Origin of the sequence: Rhodococcus sp. RS1C4, from assembly GCF_002258225.1 — a bacterium.
GTDB classification, from domain to species: domain Bacteria; phylum Actinomycetota; class Actinomycetes; order Mycobacteriales; family Mycobacteriaceae; genus Rhodococcoides; species Rhodococcoides fascians_E.
On the sequence record NZ_NOXZ01000050.1, the window covers coordinates 226,047 to 240,309 of the forward strand.

13 protein-coding genes are annotated in these 14,263 nt (G+C 65.8%); 10 read left to right on the forward strand and 3 right to left on the reverse strand.

Annotated elements, in window-relative coordinates; all coding sequences use genetic code 11:
- Positions 1 to 16: 16 nt before the first annotated feature.
- Positions 17 to 1,045 carry a Gfo/Idh/MocA family protein gene (locus tag CH289_RS26140; protein WP_020112186.1) on the forward strand — a complete coding sequence of 343 codons (1,029 nt, stop codon included), beginning with the start codon at positions 17 to 19 and terminating at the stop codon, positions 1,043 to 1,045.
- A gap of 18 nt (positions 1,046 to 1,063) precedes the next feature.
- Here CH289_RS26140 and CH289_RS26145 read toward each other — a convergent pair whose 3' ends face one another.
- Positions 1,064 to 2,086 (reverse strand): LacI family DNA-binding transcriptional regulator, encoded by a 1,023-nt coding sequence (locus CH289_RS26145; RefSeq protein ID WP_033190630.1) that lies wholly within the window; start codon positions 2,084 to 2,086, stop codon positions 1,064 to 1,066.
- 104 nt (positions 2,087 to 2,190) lie between these two features.
- Between CH289_RS26145 and CH289_RS26150 the strand changes: the two genes are divergently transcribed.
- From CH289_RS26150 to CH289_RS26160, 3 genes are read left to right on the forward strand one after another with little or no spacing between them, the layout of a single operon-like run.
- Positions 2,191 to 3,198, forward strand: a complete 1,008-nt coding sequence (locus CH289_RS26150) for a Gfo/Idh/MocA family protein (RefSeq protein WP_094728875.1) — start codon at positions 2,191 to 2,193, stop codon at positions 3,196 to 3,198.
- On the forward strand, positions 3,195 to 4,091 hold the full coding sequence (locus tag CH289_RS26155; protein WP_094728877.1) for a sugar phosphate isomerase/epimerase family protein: 897 nt from the start codon (positions 3,195 to 3,197) through the stop codon (positions 4,089 to 4,091). The genes CH289_RS26150 and CH289_RS26155 overlap by 4 nt, the downstream gene beginning before the upstream one ends.
- 3 nt (positions 4,092 to 4,094) lie before the next feature.
- A complete protein-coding gene (locus CH289_RS26160; RefSeq protein ID WP_037160803.1) occupies positions 4,095 to 5,075 on the forward strand; it encodes a Gfo/Idh/MocA family protein in 981 nt (326 codons plus the stop codon).
- An 18-nt stretch (positions 5,076 to 5,093) separates the two neighbouring features.
- On the opposite strand, the gene CH289_RS26165 is transcribed toward CH289_RS26160, so the two are convergent.
- On the reverse strand, positions 5,094 to 6,248 hold the full coding sequence (locus CH289_RS26165; RefSeq protein ID WP_020112191.1) for a Gfo/Idh/MocA family protein: 1,155 nt from the start codon (positions 6,246 to 6,248) through the stop codon (positions 5,094 to 5,096).
- A 211-nt stretch (positions 6,249 to 6,459) separates the two neighbouring features.
- On the opposite strand from CH289_RS26165, the gene CH289_RS26170 reads away from it, so the two are divergent.
- Positions 6,460 to 7,458 (forward strand): LacI family DNA-binding transcriptional regulator, encoded by a 999-nt coding sequence (locus CH289_RS26170; RefSeq protein WP_037181574.1) that lies wholly within the window; start codon positions 6,460 to 6,462, stop codon positions 7,456 to 7,458.
- A gap of 4 nt (positions 7,459 to 7,462) precedes the next feature.
- On the opposite strand, the gene CH289_RS26175 is transcribed toward CH289_RS26170, so the two are convergent.
- Positions 7,463 to 8,272, reverse strand: a complete 810-nt coding sequence (locus CH289_RS26175) for a GntR family transcriptional regulator (protein WP_244164854.1) — start codon at positions 8,270 to 8,272, stop codon at positions 7,463 to 7,465.
- Between the two features lie 197 nt (positions 8,273 to 8,469).
- On the opposite strand from CH289_RS26175, the gene iolC reads away from it, so the two are divergent.
- From iolC to CH289_RS26200, 5 genes are read left to right on the forward strand one after another with little or no spacing between them, the layout of a single operon-like run.
- Entirely contained in the window at positions 8,470 to 9,471 is a 1,002-nt protein-coding gene (gene iolC / locus CH289_RS26180) for a 5-dehydro-2-deoxygluconokinase (RefSeq protein WP_019666229.1), read from the forward strand.
- The gene (locus tag CH289_RS26185; RefSeq protein ID WP_020112193.1) at positions 9,464 to 10,366 is read left to right on the forward strand and encodes a Cgl0159 family (beta/alpha)8-fold protein; all 903 of its coding nucleotides are present in this window, start codon (positions 9,464 to 9,466) and stop codon (positions 10,364 to 10,366) included. The genes iolC and CH289_RS26185 overlap by 8 nt, the downstream gene beginning before the upstream one ends.
- 4 nt (positions 10,367 to 10,370) lie before the next feature.
- Positions 10,371 to 11,252: a 5-deoxy-glucuronate isomerase gene (iolB, locus tag CH289_RS26190; protein WP_020112194.1), complete on the forward strand. Its 882-nt coding sequence runs from the start codon at positions 10,371 to 10,373 to the stop codon at positions 11,250 to 11,252.
- Positions 11,249 to 13,207 carry a 3D-(3,5/4)-trihydroxycyclohexane-1,2-dione acylhydrolase (decyclizing) gene (gene iolD, locus CH289_RS26195; protein WP_020112195.1) on the forward strand — a complete coding sequence of 653 codons (1,959 nt, stop codon included), beginning with the start codon at positions 11,249 to 11,251 and terminating at the stop codon, positions 13,205 to 13,207. The genes iolB and iolD overlap by 4 nt, the downstream gene beginning before the upstream one ends.
- 24 nt (positions 13,208 to 13,231) lie before the next feature.
- Entirely contained in the window at positions 13,232 to 14,104 is an 873-nt protein-coding gene (locus CH289_RS26200) for a sugar phosphate isomerase/epimerase family protein (RefSeq protein WP_019666233.1), read from the forward strand.
- The last annotated feature ends 159 nt before the right edge of the window (positions 14,105 to 14,263 follow it).

Below are 14,263 nucleotides of genomic sequence, written 5' to 3' on the forward strand. Positions count from 1 at the left end.
CAGAACAGGTTTGCCGATGACTTCGCTACCCGTCTCCACCGTGCCGAATCCGAACGAGGCACCGGTACTGCGTTGGGGCATTCTCGGTCCGGGCTGGATCGCGGACCGCTTCGCCGAATCGCTGGCGAAGAACTCGACTCAGCAGGTCGTGGCCGTGGCCTCCCGAAGCGAAGATCGCGCAGCGGAATTCGCCGGGCGCCACTCCCTGCCGAAGTCCTACGGAAGCTACGACGCTCTGCTCGCCGATCCGGACATCGACGTCGTCTACATCGCGACGCCGCACACCGAACACCACACGAACGCGCTGGCGTCGATAGCCGCAGGCAAGCACGTGCTCGTCGAGAAGCCACTTGCCGTCGATGCAACTCGCGCCGCCGAGATCGGTGCAGCCGCCGCCGAAGCAGGCGTGTTCGTAGGCGAAGCCATGTGGACGAAGTTCCTGCCGAAGTTCGACGTACTCCGGCAGATCGTCGACAGCGGCGTGCTCGGCCCGATCCGGACGGTCCTGGTGGACCACGGCGAGTACTTCACCACCGACCACCGCATCTACGACCCGGCACTGGCAGGCGGCCCGTTGCTGGACCTCGGCACCTACGACGCATCGTTCATCCACACGATCCTGGGTGCGCCCGAGTCCATCACCGCCGTCGGCCAGCCCGCGAACGACGAACTGAACGGCCAGGTCTCCGCCGTGCTGACCCACACCGGCGGCAACCATTCGGTCATGAACACCACGATCCTGAGCAACACCCCGACGTCGGCGACGATCTGTGGCCGCGACGGAACGCTGACGGTCGAGGGCCCGTTCTTCATGCCGGGATCCTTCACCGTGACCCTCCGCGACGGCGAGACCCTCGAGTACCGCGAGGACAAGGGCGTGCAGGTGGACGGTCTCCACTACGCAGCCGTCGATGCTGCCCGCGCGATCGGCGAAGGACGCCTCGAATCGTCGGTGCACACGATCGAGGACGCCGTGCAGACGTTGGCGATCATCGACTCGATTCGCGGACAGCTGGGCATCACCGACGGCCCGTTCGCCCGGTAACGACGCGCGCCGGAGCCCTCAGCGCACAGCCGGGGTGTTGAACCTCGTCACGATCTGGATCGGAGACGGCTCGGCCGCGACGCCGTCGACGGCACCTGCGGCCTGCATCAGCAGGCGGCAGGCCGTCCTGGCGTCGGCGCGCAGGTCGTGGTGCAGCACGGCCGACAAGGCTCCGGAGCGCAGCAGCGGCCGGTTGTCGCCGTCGAGGTCGTGTGCGACGAACACCCGGCACCTCCTGCCCGCCCGTTCGAACGCCCGGACCGCGCCGGTGTTGCCGCCGCCGATGGAGTACACGGCCTCGATGTCCGGGTACTCCGCGAGCGCGTCCGAGACCCGTTCCTCCACCGTCGAGTCGAGCCCCTCACTGTCGGATATCTCGACGACGCGTCTGCCGGAGTCCAACGCCCGCAACGTGCTGCGGAACCCGATCTCCCTCTCCCCCTCGTTCCTGAAGATGTTGCTGGTCAACAAGATCAGTACCGAGGACTGCGCGTCGCCCAGCCAGGAGTCGACCAGGTAGGCCGCGGTGGATCCCGCCGCCCGATTGTCGATGCCGACGTAGCCGAGCCGCGCGCTGCTCGGCACGTCGGTCACGTACGTCACGACGGGAATACCGAGTGCCACGAGCCGGTCGACCGCCTCCACCACCTCGGGGTCGTCCGGCGCCTTGACGATGACACCGTGCGATCCGCGCGCGGTGAACCGGCCCAGCGTGTCCACCATCTCGGTCACCGATTCGGTCTCCCGGAAGTGGAACCGGCACCGAACCACGGCGGGCGAGAGCATCGGCAGTTCCGCCTCCAGCGCCGCCCTGAATTCCGCCGAGAAGCGCGCGGGTGTCTGCATGACGACGTCGAACAGAAACTTCCTGCCGTTCAGACGAAGCTGTGACCGCTGTTTGTCCAGGTCGGAAATCGCTTGCTGCACTTCCGCTCTGGTAGCACTGCGCACCCCCGGCCGCTCGTGAAGTACGCGGTCGACGGTGGCGCGACTGAGCCCGGCTTGCTGGGCGATCTCACTGACCTTGTAGCGATGCGTCACGACCATCCTCTGAGGCGTTTTTGATGCGTTCCGACGGTTGATCCTACGCCTCGATCTGAGTCACACTCGAGGTCTACATTTCTCCTGCAGAAAGACCACCACAGATGGGCGTAACCGTCGGCGTCATCGGCCTTGGCCGGATCGGCGCATTTCACACCGACACACTGAGCACGCTCGCCGGGGTCGACGGACTCGTCGTCACCGACGAGCGCCCCGCCGTCACGGAGGCAGTCGCCTCGAAGTTCGGCGCCACCTCGGTCGACAGCGCTGAGGCATTGTTGAAGTCCGGAGTCGACGGAGTTGTCGTCGCTGCGGCAACTCCGGCACATGCTTCGCTCGTACTCGCGTGCGTCGACGCCGGCATCCCCGTGTTCTGCGAGAAGCCGATCGCCGCCACCCCCGGCGAGAGCCTTGCCGTCGTCCAGGGCATCGAGTCGTCGGGCGTCCAGGTGCAGATCGGCTACAACCGCCGGTTCGCACCGGCGTTCGCCGCGGCCAAGAACGCTGTTGCGTCGGGCGATCTCGGATGGCTGCACACCGTCCGCTCGACCACTCTCGATCCTGCGCCCCCGCCGCTCGACTATGTCGCGGTCTCGGGGGGCATCTTCCGTGACTGCAGCGTCCACGACTTCGACATCGTCCGGTGGATCGTCGGCCAAGAGGTCACCGAGGTGTACGCGGCCGGGTCCAACCAGGGCGACCCGAAGTTCACCGAGTACGGCGACGTCGATACCGCTACGACGACGCTCACGTTCGAGAACGGAACGATCGGCGTCGTCTCGAACACCCGCTACAACGCGCGCGGATACGACTGCCGCCTAGAGGTGCACGGATCGAACGACGCCGTCGTCGCCGGCTGGGACCAGCAGGTTCCGGTGCGCAACCTCGAATCCGGTGCGACGTTCCCAGGTGGGACGCCTCACTCGTTCTTCATGGACCGCTTCACCTCGGCATACCAGGCCGAGCTCGGCGCGTTCGTCGACGTGATCTCCGGACGCATCGAATCCCCCTGCACCGCACGCGATGCGCTCGAAGTGGCCTACATCGCCGAGGCGGCCACCCTGTCCCTGCAACAGCACCGACCGGTGCGAATCGACGAGGTACGACTGTGACAACGACACACACCGACATCCGAATCGCCGGCGCGCCCATCTCCTGGGGCGTCTGCGAAGTTCCCGGCTGGGGATACCAGATCGACTCCCAGCGCGTCCTGACCGAGATGCGCGACGCCGGATTGACCGCCACCGAGGTCGGACCCGAAGGGTTCCTGCCCGCCGATCCCGACGAGCTGGCCGCAACCCTGGACAAGTACGACCTGAAATCCGTCGGCGGTTTCGCACCCGTGCTGCTGCATCACGCCCACCACGACCCGGTGCCCGGCATCGCCCCCCTGCTCGACGCGTTCGTCGCCTCCCGCGCCGAAGTACTCGTCCTCGCGGCAGCCACCGGCAGCGACGGCTACGACTCACGCCCCGAACTCGACGACGCACAGTGGAACACACTGCTCGGCAACCTCGATCGACTCCAAGCCGCTGCCGCGGAACGGGGCATCCGCGCCGTGCTTCACCCGCACGTCGGAACGATGATCGAACAGCGCGACGAGGTGCTGCGCGTGCTCGACGGCTCCTCGATCCCACTGTGCCTCGACACCGGCCACCTTCTCATCGGCGGAACGAACCCGCTCGAACTGGTGGAGGCCTACGCGTCACGCATCACCCATGCACACCTCAAGGACGTCGACGCAGCGCTCGCCGGGCGCGTGCAAGCCGGTGAATTGACCTACACCGAAGCCGTCGCGCAGGGCATGTACACGCCACTCGGAACGGGCGACGTCGACATCGCGAAGGTGGTGAACGAGCTGCTCGACGCCGGTTTCCACGGCTGGTTCGTGCTCGAGCAGGACACCATTCTCGCCGAGGAGCCTGCCGGTGCCGGTCCTGTGAGCGACGTCATTTCCAGCGTCGCCTACCTTCGGAGCGTCGTGGAGGCCCGGGTACCGTCCTGAGACGTGAATCAACTCAGGATCGGCGTCCTCGGTGCATCTCGAATCGCCGAGGAAGCAATCGTCGAGCCCGCCACCGCCCTCGGACACCGCCTCGTCGCGTGCGCTGCGCGTGACAAGGCGCGTGCCGAGGCGTTCGGTGACAAGTACGGATTCGAGCGCGTGCTCGAGTCCTACCAGGACGTCGTCGACGACCCGGACGTCGACGTCGTCTACAACCCACTGGCAAATTCGCTGCATGCTCCGTGGAATCTGGCTGCGATCCGTGCGGGCAAATCGGTATTGACCGAGAAACCGTTCTCGCGCGATCGTGAGGAGGCCGTCCGGGTCTCCGCTGCGGCGGACGCCGCGAACATCGTTGTCATGGAAGGGTTTCACTACCTCTTCCACCCCGTGACGCAGCGGATCTTCCAACTCGTCGCCGACGGCACGCTGGGCGAACTGCGCCACGTCGAGGTCGAGATGCGTATGCCCGCACCCGAGCCCGATGATCTTCGGTGGTCACTCGACCTCGCCGGCGGCGTCATGATGGACCTCGGGTGCTACGGGCTGCACGTTCTGCGCCACCTCGGTGCCTACGCGGGCGGCGAACCGACCGTTCGCGAGGCACGCGCCGTCGAACGGCACCCGGGAGTCGACGAATCGTTCGACGCGAACGTCGAATTCCCCAGCGGCGCAACAGGTGCAACCCTGAACTCGATGACGGACCCGGACTATCTGTTCACCCTGCGCGTCACCGGATCCAGGGGCGAAGCGTTCGCGCACAACTACATCAAGCCCAGCACCGACGACCGCGTGAGCATCACCGTCGGAAACACCACCAGTACCGAGCATCTGGGAACCCGCTCGTCGTACTTGTATCAGCTCGAGGCGTTCGCGCGTCACCTGCAGCACGGAACCGAGCTTCCGATGGGCCCCGGCGACGCCGTCGCGAACATGGCGATGGTCGACGACGCCTACCGGGCCGCAGGAATGTCGCCCCGCTAACGGGGCGACATCTCGGCATCACGCCCCTGGCGTCACCCAGCTGCCCGAAGCAACCGACTGCGTCATCGCGTCGAGCACCTCGGCGCTACGAACGGCGTCCCACACCGTCGCACCGGCGGGCTTGCCGTCTGCAATCGACTGGAGGAACCGCTTGGCCTCGATGATCTTGAGATCGTCGTAGCCCATCGACGAGGCCGAACCCGGTTGGAACGCACCGTATTCACCGTGCTTGGGACCGACGTACACCGTCTGGACGGACTGATCCTGGTACTTGTCTCCGACGCTCAGCCCGAGTTCACCCAGCCGGCGGAAGTCCCAGAAGACAGCGCCCTTGGTGCCGTGGATCTCGAAGCCGTACGCGTTCTGCTCCCCTACCGACACTCGGCTCGCCTCGAGCGTTGCGCGGGCACCCGACGCGAGCCGGATCTGGCTCGAGACATAATCCTCGTTCTCCACCGGACCCAGCTCCCCGCCCGTGGCGAGCGCATGTCCACTGGTCGCGCCGGTCGGCTTGGCGCGCTGCGGGACGAACACCGCGGTGTCGGCAACGAGGGACTCGATGTCTCCCAGCAGGTACCAGAGCAGGTCGGCACCATGCGAGGCAAGGTCACCGAGGACGCCGTTGCCGCCGCGCGCCCGCTCGAAGCGCCAGCTCAGTGCACCGTCCGGGTGTGCGGCGTAGTCGCTGAAGAATCGGAAACGCGCGTGGGTGACGGTTCCGATCTCACCCGCGGCAATGAGCGCCTTCGCTTCCTCGACCGCGGGCGCGTTGCGGTAGTTGAAGCCGACGGCCGTCTGCACGCCCGCCTTGTCCGCCGCGACGGCGACTGCGCGCGCATCGTCGGACGACAATCCCACGGGCTTCTCGATCCAGATGTGCTTGCCCGCCTCGACCATGGCGGTGCCGATGGTGCGATGCAGGAAATTCGGGGCCGTGATCGACACTGCACCGATGGTCGAATCGTTCTCGATGTCGTGCCAGTCGGTGGTGGCGTCGGCGAAACCGAACTGCGCAGCGGCTTCCTCGGCGCGCCCGGGAACCTCGTCCGCGACGGATGCCAACACGGGCGTCAGCGCCAGATCCGGGTAGTGATGCCGGACGCGGGCGTAGGCCTGGGTGTGCACCCGGCCCATCCAGCCGAATCCGGCAACTCCGACGCGAATGTTCTGCACTGAGCTCACGAGCTGTTCTCCTGACGTTTACGTGAGTGGGAATGTAGGCCCGGGCCTATATTCCCACTCACGTGAAGGGGACGGTGGCGAATGGACGCCAGCTTTGGACCGGTCCAATCTATGTAAAGTGTGAACCACGCAGGACGGTCGAGTCAACACCGAACTGCTAGCGTTCACCCGGACCACCGGGATACGAGGAGAGGACGGCGCAGTGAGCAGGCCGACCATCCGCACCGTGGCAGCCCACGCCGGCGTGTCCAAATCTCTTGTCTCGCTCGTCCTCCGCGGATCCAGCTCGGTCAGCGACGAGAAACGCGCCGCTGTGGAACACGCCATCACCGAGCTCGGCTACCGCCCCAACCTGAGTGCCCGCAGCCTGACCCAACGCCGTACCGACATCGTCGGCGTTCTTCTCAACGACCTACGCAACCCCTGGTTCGTCGACTGCCTCGAAGGCATGAACTCGGTTCTGCAAGAACAGGACCTTAAGATGTTCCTCGCCGACGGCAGGCTGGACCGCAGCTCCGATTCGTCCTTTGTCCGAAGCTTCATGGATCTGCGCCTCGACGGCCTCGCGCTCGTCGGCACCCGGACACCGACCCCCACGATCCTCGAGGCGGCTCGCACCATTCCGACGGTCGTGGTCGCCAGCCGCGATCTGGATCTGCCCGGCGTGGACGTCGTCGCGAACGACGATGCGATGGGCACCGCACTCGCGATCGATCACCTCGTCGCACTCGGACACACCCGAATCGCTCATCTCGCCGGAACCGGTGCAGTCGCGGACATTCGGGCCGCCAGTTACCGCGCTGCCATGGCCGAGCACGGACTGGACCGGTTCGCCTCGGTCGTCCCGAGCGGTATGACCGAGGACGACGGGTACGCCGCCGCGTCGGCGATTCTGGACGGTACCGACGCACCCTCGGCGATCTTCGCCGTCAACGACATCGTGGCCATCGGCGCGATGACGGCCTGCAAGGAACGGCAGATCTCCGTGCCCGACGACATTTCCATCGTCGGCTACGACAACACCTCACTCGCCGGACTACGGCACGTGTGGCTCACCAGCGTGGACAACGCCACCTACGAACTGGGGCGACTGGCGGCTACGTCGCTGGTCGGCCGCATCTCGGACGCCGCCGCACCGGGCACGCTCACCCTCATCCCCCCGAGCCTGCAGGTTCGGGGTTCGACAGCGGCGCCGCGCTGACGTACTACCGGTCGACCACCGTGGTGTCGAAGTAGTACCGCGACGCCCGGTAGGCGTGCGATCCGAACTCGACGACACTGCCGGAGTCGTCGAACGCGGTGCGGTGCATCGTGAGGAGCGGGGCCTTGTACTTCTCGTCCAGCAGCAGCGCCTCGTCGCGGTCCGCGGCCTTGGCGCCGATGCGCTGCCGAGCGAGCCGGATGTGCACTCCACGCGTACGCAGCGACTGGTAGAGACCGTGCGTCTCGAGTTCGTCCGGGTCGGGAGCGATGGCCGTGGGCAGATGGTTGGTCATCAGCGCCAGCGGCTCGCCGTTGGTACTCCTGAGTCGCCGAATGGTCGTGACCTCGGTGTCGTCGGAGATGTTGAGCTCACGCGCGACCTCGTCCGTCGCGATACCGACGTGATAGTCGAGAAGCTTGGTGGATGGGCTCTGGCCTGCGCGGGCCAGGTCGTCGAACAGGCTCGTCAGCTCGACGGGGCGGTGCACCGGACTCTGCACGACCTGGGTCCCGACGCCACGCTTGCGTACGAGCAGGCCTTTGTCGACCAGCTCCTGGATGGCGCGGCGGGTGGTCGGACGGGACAGGTTCAGCCGTTTGGCCAGGGCCAGTTCGTTCTCGAACCGGTCCCCGGGAGCCAATTGCCCACCGAGAATCGCGGCTTCGATCGCCTGCGCGAGCTGGAAGTAGAGAGGTACCGGGCTGCCCCTGTCGAGCTCGACGGACAAGGGCGTGGCGACCGACGACCCCACGGGGGGCGTGCCGGTTTCGCCTGCGGACACGTTGGACGCAGTCACAGTCCAGCTCTCCATATCTCCTCGAAGGGCGAGCAGATCCACGCCCAGCTTGATCGAGAGTGTAGGCGAACACTAACATCGGCATGACTGGAAGTAAGAATGTCAGGACAAAGTATTGACATGACGCTGTGGTCTGAAGCACAGTAATAGCAGACAGGCTTTCCTGCGTAGCACCTCGCAAGTTGTGTCCCCAATACCCTCTGGAGTCGATCTTGACCACCTCAGCCGATGCGAACACCACGGCCTTCGACGTCCTCGCCATCGGGCGCAGCGGCGTCGACATCTACCCCCTGCAGACCGGAGTCGGCCTGGAACAGGTCGAGACCTTCGGCAAGTTCCTCGGCGGTAGCGCAGCGAACGTCACCGTCGCCGCAGCACGCCTGGGCAACAAGTCGGCTCTGATCTCGGGCGTCGGCAACGATCCGTTCGGCCGATACGTCGCAGGCGAACTGGCCCGACTCGGTGTCGACAATCGGTTCGTCGTCACCGACTCGCAGTACGCGACACCGGTCACCTTCTGCGAGATCTTCCCGCCCGACGACTTTCCGCTGTACTTCTACCGCAAGCCGTCCGCACCCGACCTGCAGATCCGACCCGAAGACATCGACGTCGAAGCCGTGAAGAACGCACGCCTCTACTGGTCCACCGTCACCGGACTGTCGGAGGAGCCGAGCCGCAGCGCGCACTTCGCAGCCTGGGAGGCACGCGGCCGGGCACCACTGACGGTTCTCGACCTCGACTACCGGCCGATGTTCTGGGAAACCACCGCAGCCGCAACCGAACAGGTCCAGAAGGCGCTCCAGCACGTCACCGTCGCCGTCGGGAACAAGGAAGAGTGCGAGGTGGCCGTCGGCGAGACGGACCCGCACAAGGCCGCCGACGCCCTCCTCGACCTCGGTGTCGAGCTCGCGATCGTCAAGATGGGCCCGAAGGGCGTCATGGGCAAGACCCGATCGGAAACCGTCACCGTTCCCCCCAACTTCGTCGACGTCGTCAACGGCCTCGGTGCAGGAGACAGCTTCGGCGGCTCGCTGTGCCACGGACTGCTCGGTGGCTGGCCGCTCGAGAAGATCCTCCGATACGGAAACGCTGCAGGCGCCATCGTCGCCTCGCGGCTCGAGTGCTCCACCGCAATGCCCACCGCGGCCGAGGTCGCCGCTCTCGCAGAAGATTCCGCCACAGAAGAGAAGAAGACCGAGGCCGCCAATGTCTGAGACCACTTTGACCCCTGCACCTGCAGCGTCCAGCTACGCCGAAATTGCTGCCATTCGTGCGAGCGACCCGCAGGCCATCGAACGAGCATGGGCAACCCGCGCCACGCGTGAGACCATCCGCGGAAACGGCCGGCTCATGATCGTCGCCGCCGACCACCCCGCCCGCGGCGCACTGTCGGTCGGATCCAACATGACCGCGATGAACAGCCGCACCGAGCTGCTCGACCGTCTGCGCACCGCACTGGAGAACCCCGGCGTCGACGGTGTCCTCGCCTCCTCGGAGATCTTGGACGACCTGGTGCTCCTCGGCGCACTCGAAGACAAGGTCGTGTTCTCGTCGATGAACCGTGGCGGGCTCGCGGGCGCATCGTTCGAACTGGACGACCGTATGACGGGCGCCACCGCCGCATCCACCGCCAAGGCCCGGATGAACGGCGCGAAGATGCTCACCCGCATCGCCCTGGACGATCCAGGAACACTGGAGACGATGACCGCCTGCGCCCAGGCGATCGACGAGCTCGCCGAGCGTCAGCTCATCGCCATGGTCGAGCCGTTCCTGTCCAGCCGCGTCGAAGGCCGCGTCAAGAACGATCTCAGTGCCGACGCCGTCATCAAGTCCATTCACATCACGCAGGGCCTCGGTTCGACGTCCGCCTACACGTGGATGAAGCTCCCCGTCGTCGACGAGATGGAGCGCGTCATGGACGCCACGACGCTCCCCACGCTGCTTCTGGGTGGAGATCCTCAGACCGCACCGGAAGAGACGTACGCGAGCTGGGCCAAGGCGCTCGAGATCCCGGCCGTCCGTGGTCTGATCGTCGGACGCACCCTGCTGTACCCCCAGGACGGCGATGTCGCAGGCGCCGTTGCCACCGCTGTGAACATGGTGAGGTGAGTCGATGAATTCCGAGTACTACATCGCAGCTGGATCCGGTAGCAAGGACGGCTTCGACGTCGCCGTGACGCCCGAGTCCGCAGGCTGGACGGAATCGAGTCTCTGGACTGTGACACTGGCAGCCGGTCAGTCGATCGATCTGAGTTCCGGCCCCGACGAGATCATGGTCGTTCCGCTGTCCGGATCGGCCACCGTCACCAGTGAGGGAACCAAGTTCGACCTCGCCGGCCGTGCGTCGGTGTTCGACGGCCCGTCCGACTTCGCGTACGTCGGCAAGGACTCGGCGTACACCCTCGAAAGCCGCGACGGCGGACGCTTCGCACTGTGCGGCGCCCGCGCCGAGAAGAAGCTTCCGTTCCGCTACGTCCCCGCAGCCGACATCTCTGTGGAACTGCGCGGCGCAGGAAACTGCAGCCGGCAGGTTCACAACTTCGGCACCGCCGACACCTTCGAAGCCGACTCGCTCATCGCGTGCGAGGTCATCACCCCCGGTGGCAACTGGTCGTCCTACCCGGGCCACAAGCACGACGAGAACACCGAGCACGAGTCCGCCCTCGAGGAGATCTACTACTTCGAGATCGCACCGGGCCCCGATAGCAGCAACGGTTTCGGTTACCACCGCGTCTACGGAACCCCGGCACGTCCCATCGAGGTCCTCGAAGAGGTCCGTACCGGAGACGTCGTCCTCGTTCCGCACGGCTACCACGGCCCGTCCGTCGCTGCACCGGGTTACCACATGTACTACCTGAACGTCATGGCCGGTCCGGGCCGCGAACGGGCATGGAACATCGTCGACGACCCCGAGCACACCTGGATCCGCGGCACCTGGGCAGACCAGGCCGTCGATCCTCGCCTTCCCCTCAACTCCGCATCGACAGGAGCATGACCGTGGTGTCCACCGCACCGATTTCGGCGAGCAAGACCGAAAACACCGAAGGCACGGTACATCTCACCGTGTCCCAGGCAACCGTGAAGTTCCTGGCGAACCAGTACGTCGAGCGTGACGGCGTGCGCACCAAGTTCTTCGCAGGCGCGTTCGGCATCTTCGGACACGGCAACGTGGCCGGCCTCGGCCAGGCGCTTCTGCAGGCCGAGATCGACGCCGTCGAAGCCGGCACCGAGCCGGAACTCCCCTACGTCCTGGGACGCAACGAGCAGGCGATGGTGCACAGCGCCGTCGCCTACGCACGGCAGAAGGATCGTCTCCAGGCGTGGGCCGTCACGGCCAGCGTCGGACCCGGCTCGACGAACATGCTGACCGGCGCTGCTCTGGCGACGATCAACCGCCTGCCGGTCCTGCTGCTGCCTGCCGACACGTTCGCCACCCGCGCGAGCGCCCCGGTGCTGCAGGAACTGGAGCTGCCGTCGAGCGGCGACGTCACGGTCAACGACTCGTTCAAGCCTCTCTCCCGCTACTTCGACCGCGTGTGGCGCCCGGAGCAGTTGCCCGGCGCACTGCTCGGTGCAATGCGCGTGCTCACCGATCCCGTCGAGACCGGTGCCGCCACCGTCGCCATCCCGCAGGACGTTCAGGCCGAGGCATTCGACTGGCCGGAGTCGCTGTTCGCGCCGCGTACCTGGCACGTCGCACGCCCGCTGCCCGAGAAGTCCGTGATCTCGCGAGCGGCCGAGGTAATCCGCACCGCGAAGAAGCCGCTGATCGTCGCGGGCGGCGGCGTGATCTACTCCGGCGCCACCGATGCACTCGCTGCACTGTGCGAGAAGACCGGCATTCCGGTCGGCCAGAGCCAGGCAGGCAAGGGCTCGCTGAAGTACGACCACCCGCAGTCCGTCGGCGCTCTCGGATCCACCGGCACCACCGCTGCCAACGCGCTGGCCACCGACGCCGACGTCATCATCGGGATCGGTACGCGCTACAGCGATTTCACCTCTGCATCGCGCACCGCGTTCAACAACCCCGATGTTCGGTTCGTCAACATCAACGTCGCGTCGATCGACTCGGTCAAGCAGGGCGGCATCTCCGTCGTCTCCGACGCTCGCGAGGCCCTGGAGGCGTTGATCGACGCCATCGGCGACTACGAGGTTCCCGCCGAGTACCGCACTCTCGTCTCCGAGCTCACTCAGCAGTGGGACGACACGGTTTCCTCGGTCTACAAGATCGAGGATTCCACCGCACCTCTGAACCAGAACCAGGTCATCGGCCTCGCGAACACGCTGTCCGACCCGCGCGACGTCGTCGTCTGCGCAGCAGGCTCGATGCCCGGAGATCTCCACAAGCTCTGGCGCACAAGGGATTCCAAGGGATACCACGTCGAGTACGGCTTCTCGTGCATGGGCTACGAGGTGGCGGGCGGCATCGGCGCCAAGATGGCCGAGCCCGACCGCGACGTGTTCATCATGGTCGGTGACGGCTCCTACCTCATGATGGCGACCGAACTGGTCACCGCCGTGCAGGAAGGCGTCAAGGTCATCATGATCCTGGTGCAGAACCACGGGTTCGCGTCGATCGGATCGTTGTCGGAATCGCTCGGTTCCCAGCGCTTCGGCACCGACTACCGCTACCGCGCCGAGAACGGACGACTGCAGGGCGGCATTCTGCCGGTCGACCTCGCTGCCAATGCAGCCAGCCTCGGTGTCGACGTGGTGCGCGTGAACAACGGCAACGAGTTCACCGACGCGGTCAAGGCCGCCAAGGCGAGCGAAACGTCCACCGTCATCCATGTGGAGACCGATCCGCTGATCGCGGCACCGGACTCCGAATCGTGGTGGGACGTACCGGTCAGCGCGACCTCGACTCTCGAATCGACACAGACCGCGTACGCCACCTACGAGAAGTGGAAGAAGATCCAGCGCCCCTTCCTCCGCCCGTCCGGCAACTGACAACACTAGGACCAAGCCGACACCATGAAGATCGCACTCGATCCCACCCCGTTCCATCACGATTTCTCGCTGCTGGAGCTGCCCCGCGTCGTAGCCGACCTCGGCTACGAGTACCTGCAGCTGACCCCGCACGTCGACATGATCCCGTTCTACAACCACCCGAAGGCCGACGACGACCTGGTCGCCAAGTTCAAGAAGGCCTGCAAGGATGCCGGCGTCGGCATCGCCTCCGTGCTCCCCGTGTTGCGCTGGGCAGGCCCGGACGAGGATGCGCGCGAGGCCGCAGTTCGGTACTGGAAGCGAGCCATTCAGATCACCGTCGACCTCGGCGTGAACGTCATGAACACCGAGTTCAGCGGACGCCCGGAGAAGGCGGAGGAATCCGAGCGAGCGTTCTACCGCTCGATGGAGGAACTGGTTCCGATCGTCGAACGTGAAGGTATCGACGTTCGCATCGACCCGCACCCCGACGATTTCGTCGAAGACGGACAGGCTGCCATCCGGGTCATCCGCGGCATCAACTCCAAGAACTTCGGCATGGTCGTCGTCGCGTGCCACCAGTTCCACATGGGTGGCGATCTGCCCGGAATCTTCGAGACCGCAGGCGATCTCGTTCGTCTGGTGCACGTCGCGGACACGATGGACCACCACCGCTCGCACGGGCTTCGCTACATCACGAACCCGCCCGGAAATGCAGTGCGCGTTCACCAGCACCTCAAGATCGGGGATGGCGACGTCAACTGGGACGAGTTCTTCGGCGGCCTGAGCAAGCTCGGGTTCTACGACAAGGACAACACCGTCATGGTCTCCAGCGTGTTCGGCGAGAACGAGAACGCCGACGAAGTGTCGCGTTACCAGCTGAAGACCATCAACGACTACATCGCACGGCACCGCTGACATCAGTTACAAAGGACAAGGACACTCATGAGCAACGTAATCGGACACTGGGTGGACGGTAAGCCGTTCGCTGGTACCTCCACCACCACCGCACCGGTCACCAACCCCGCCACCGGCGAGGTCACCGGCCAGCTCGCACTCGCCAACCTCGGCGACGCA

Excerpts from the sequence above, each read along its gene's own strand:
- CH289_RS26140 (WP_020112186.1), top strand. The coding sequence starts at position 17 with ATGACTTCGCTACCCGTCTCCACCGTGCCGAATCCGAACGAGGCACCG.
- CH289_RS26200 (WP_019666233.1), top strand. The coding sequence starts at position 13,232 with ATGAAGATCGCACTCGATCCCACCCCGTTCCATCACGATTTCTCGCTG.
- CH289_RS26175 (WP_244164854.1), bottom strand. The coding sequence starts at position 8,272 with ATGGAGAGCTGGACTGTGACTGCGTCCAACGTGTCCGCAGGCGAAACC.
- CH289_RS26150 (WP_094728875.1), top strand. The coding sequence starts at position 2,191 with ATGGGCGTAACCGTCGGCGTCATCGGCCTTGGCCGGATCGGCGCATTT.
- iolD (WP_020112195.1), top strand. The coding sequence starts at position 11,249 with ATGACCGTGGTGTCCACCGCACCGATTTCGGCGAGCAAGACCGAAAAC.
- iolB (WP_020112194.1), top strand. The coding sequence starts at position 10,371 with ATGAATTCCGAGTACTACATCGCAGCTGGATCCGGTAGCAAGGACGGC.
- CH289_RS26185 (WP_020112193.1), top strand. The coding sequence starts at position 9,464 with ATGTCTGAGACCACTTTGACCCCTGCACCTGCAGCGTCCAGCTACGCC.